Origin of the sequence: Micrococcus sp. KRD077 (assembly GCF_017168505.1) — a bacterium.
Classification (GTDB): Bacteria; Actinomycetota; Actinomycetes; order Actinomycetales; family Micrococcaceae; genus Micrococcus; species Micrococcus luteus.
Map to the genome: position 1 here is coordinate 1 of NZ_JABFAZ010000044.1, position 3767 is coordinate 3767.

Below are 3767 nucleotides of genomic sequence, written 5' to 3' on the forward strand. Positions count from 1 at the left end.
CCGACCAGCAGGGCCACCGCAGACGGCGCGGTGCCCGCGGCGGGCGCCCCGTCAGCCTCGACGCGGCCGCCTACAAGGGCCGCAACGTCATCGAGCGCCAGTACGCGCACCTGAAGCAGTGGCGGGGCCTGGCGACCCGGTATGACAAGTACGCGATCATCTACAGGGCCGCTGTGGTCCTGAATGCTGTGATCGCATGGTCAAAACGATTGTCAGACATGCCCTAGTTCACCGAACTCGCCCTCGATGCTGTGTCCGTTCTCGTCCACGATATCGGCTGCGACGCCGAGATACGGGGCCATGAGCTCCCCCTGGTAAACCGGGCAAAAGGGATTCGACCCGATGATCCCGGTGCATACATCCGTTCCCCCTGAATCGGACCCGAGACGCATGTCAGGGTTGATATTGGCATACAGCCAGGCCCATGTGGAGTCAGGTAGTGGCGAGCCCGACGAGAACAAGAATCGGATCTCGGACAAATCTGCCTTGAGGAATTCAGTAGCCCCGGACCGCTCGAGTAGCGAAAAGAGAGCTGCGCCGGCTCCAAGAACGCTGACATGTTCCGATGCGCAAAGCCGGAGGGTTTGCGCCGCGTCCGGATAAGTGGGGGATCCGTCGTAGGTCACTACGGTCGCGCCGCGGGAGAGTGTGTTCACAGCGAGATTCCACATAACCCAGGTCGTGGCTGCAGGGAAGTACACGCGGTCGTCGGCGCCAATGTCGAATTGTAGTCCGTTGGCCTTCAGCATCTCCAAGGTGATGCCTCCGTGCGAGTGGACGATTCCCTTTGGGGCCCCCGTTGTTCCAGATGAATAGAGGATCCATAAATCGTGGGAAAAATCCACCCGTTCAAACGTTGGTTCTTTCTCATCCGCGACAATGTCATTCCACGATGTCGTGGGAATGGAGAGATGTTTCTTGAGGTCAGGGACGCCAGCGTGGCGGTCGACAAGCACGTGGTGCTCAACGGTGGGCAGAGACTCGAGCAGCTGTGGCAGGACGGGGATGGAATCACGATAGGAGCCGTTGTAGTGGTAGCCGTCGCCTGTGATGAGGACTCGTGGTTCGATCTGTGAGAAACGTTCCCTGATTCCAGGCACGCCGAAGTCAGGGTTAACGACAGACCACAACGCCCCAATGCTCGCTGTAGCGAGGAGGGCGATGATCGCCTCGGGGGAGTTTGGCAACACAGCGCAGACGCGGTCACCAGGGCGCACGCCGATCCTTCGTAGCCAGGCGGCAGCCGCGCCCACCTGGCCGCGGAGTTGGGCCCACGTCCAACTACGACGACGACCCGTCTCGTCTAGTCCCACCAGCGCCTCTTTCGCTGGGGAGCTGTCTGCGAAACGCAAGATGTTCTCCGCGTAATTCAATTTCGCGCCGGGAAACCACTCTGTGTCAGATATCGAGGATCCCGTCCGGACAGGTCCGGGGCCCCGATGTCCGACGACGTCGAAGTAGCTCCAAACGGACTCCCAGAAGTCGTCGAGATGGAGCACGCTCCAGGCGTGGAGGCTCACGTAGTCGTCCTGTTCAATGTTATGCATTCCAGTCGTCCATGCACGAAAACGGTGGAGTTCGGAATTGGCGGTCATCTCCGGCGTAGGAGTCCAAAGCCGGTGTCGGTTCGATGCGGTCATGGTGACTTCCTTCGTGGGTCGGAAATGTGGACGGGAGAAGGGGTAACACCCGGGCCCTTCACCAACCCAGCAGCGGGGCGATAGCGAAGATTGAGCCGCAGATGACAATCAGGACGAACATGGCCGTCATACAGAACCCCCAGATGTCCTTAAGCTGAAGGCCAGACAAGCCAAGAGCGGGGAGGACGAAGAACGGCTGCAGAAGGTTGGTCGTCATGTCACCAACGGAGACGGCATTAACGATCATCGCAGCGGAAATATCCATTCCAGCCGTGGCCTCGAGCATGACGGGCCCTTGCAGTTGCCATTGGCCGCCGGCCGATGGGACGAAGATGTTGAGCAGCATCGCGGAGATGTACGTGAGGACGGGCATCGTCTGCTCCGTCGCGATGGATGCGAACCAGCCCCCGATCGTCTGAATGAGGCCGGCTCCACCCATCATCCCGATGATTCCTGCATAGAAGGGAAATTGGAGGACGATCCCGGAGGCCGCGCCGATGCCATCCGTAATGCATTCTGCATAGCGTGTGGGGCTGCCGTGGAGCGCGATTCCAACGATCAGGAAGGCAAAGTTGATGATGTTGAGTTCGAGGTTGAAGCCGTTCTCTAGAAAGTAGAGCACGATGGCCGTCAGGCCGCCGCAGGCAATCAAATAAGCGAGAATGCGGCTGTGGTCCAATCTTTCTGCTATTGTTGTGGATGGGGTTTGCTCCTCTTTTGGGTCGTCGGGTGACGAGGATGTCGGAGTTGGGGTCGGATCCGAGCCCTTCGTCCGTCCCTGAGCTCCAAACGGCACTACCTCTCCTGGCCGAGGGGCCATAATCATGAAAGCGATGACCACGCCGATAAAGCCGAGAATGGCACACAGGATCATCGTCGGGCTGAATAGAGTCTGGGTTACGGGAATAAGGCCGATCTCATCTTCAAGAGAGTGGCCGGGCGTGTTCACCAGCAGTGGCGCGGTCAGCGTCAGAGAGATCGGCTGACTTGCGATCACAGCGGCATATGACCCTGCGATGAGCAGCCGGAAGTCCGCCGCGTCTAGACGTTTCGCGATGGCGATGGCGACCAGGGTGCCCCCTACAAATCCGAGACCCCAGCTGATGAACCCCATAACTGCTGAGACTGTCATGGTCAGGGCGAGTGCCGAACGCTGCGTGCCCGGGATTGCGGCGAGGCGGTCAAGCGCGCGATTGACGACAGGGGCTTTAGCTAGGGCATACCCGGTGACCAGGATCAGGACCATCTGCATGCCGAAGGCAAGGAAGCTCCAGAATCCCGAGTACCAGTATTGGGTCATCTTTGGGAAAGATTGATGCCCGAGGGTCATCCCCATGAGCAGGGTGAGGAGGGTCAGAATGAGTGCGAAGATGAACGCGCTCGGGAGATACCGTTCCACGAGTGCGTTCAGCCCGCGAGAGATGGTGCGCATGAGATGTCCTCTGGCCGACGATATCAGAATGTGATGGGCGTCACGTTGTGTGGAAGCATCTCAAAGCCGATCCCTGCCCTGCAATGGAAGTCCTACAGGATGTTGAAGCGGGTTTTGTGGGATTCACAAGTCCGAATCGGATCCTCAGTCGCCCTTCCTGCGTGCTGCCAACTCGATTGCCCAGGCAAGGGCTATCAGACCGTCCAGGTCCCGCATGTTGGTGCCCGTGAGTTCTTCTAGGCGCGCAGCCCGGTACCGCAACGTGTTCGGGTGGCAGTGCAGGAATTCCGCAGCCGTGGAGAAGTTGAAGTGGTGGGCCGCGAGGGTCCGGAACGAATCCAAGAGCGTCGACCGGCTCGCTTCAGGGGCTGCCCACAGACGGTGGAAGCGTTCCATGTAGTGCCGCGTCAAGGGGCATTCTGAACTAGCCGCGATCCGCCATGAAACGTCGCTCAACGTATGGGTTCCAGGGTGCCGTGCGGGTGATGTGTCGGCCACTGCCCTAGCTGTTGTGGGTCATGAGGTTCTTGCCACGAGGCGCCGGCTGAGATGAGACGAGTGGGCCCCGCCCCGCAGGATGGAAGTTCCTCAACAACCCACCTGCCCGAAAAGACCCACTCATGACTCACGCTAACGCACCCCTGACCCCCACTGGCCGTCTCAGGATGGTCCACCGCCACCTGCACGACGGGATC

General features: G+C 59.8%; 3 protein-coding genes and 1 pseudogene. 1 reads left to right on the forward strand and 3 read right to left on the reverse strand.

Annotated features, from left to right (window positions below):
* Positions 1-227 (forward strand): annotated as a pseudogene (locus J1M39_RS10970) (IS5/IS1182 family transposase); the annotation flags it as partial.
* Here J1M39_RS10970 and J1M39_RS10975 read toward each other — a convergent pair.
* The 3 genes from J1M39_RS10975 to J1M39_RS10985 all read right to left on the reverse strand — a co-directional run bounded on the left by J1M39_RS10975 (position 213) and on the right by J1M39_RS10985 (position 3468).
* On the reverse strand, positions 213-1640 hold the full coding sequence (locus J1M39_RS10975) for an AMP-binding protein (protein ID WP_206496783.1): 1428 nt from the start codon (positions 1638-1640) through the stop codon (positions 213-215). The pseudogene J1M39_RS10970 and the gene J1M39_RS10975 sit on opposite strands and share 15 nt — an antisense overlap.
* Positions 1641-1698: 58 nt before the next feature.
* The gene (locus J1M39_RS10980) at positions 1699-3072 is read right to left on the reverse strand and encodes a short-chain fatty acid transporter (protein ID WP_095354069.1); all 1374 of its coding nucleotides are present in this window, start codon (positions 3070-3072) and stop codon (positions 1699-1701) included.
* Between the two features lie 144 nt (positions 3073-3216).
* Positions 3217-3468: a helix-turn-helix domain-containing protein gene (locus tag J1M39_RS10985; protein WP_206496784.1), complete on the reverse strand. Its 252-nt coding sequence runs from the start codon at positions 3466-3468 to the stop codon at positions 3217-3219.
* Positions 3469-3767 lie beyond the last annotated feature (299 nt).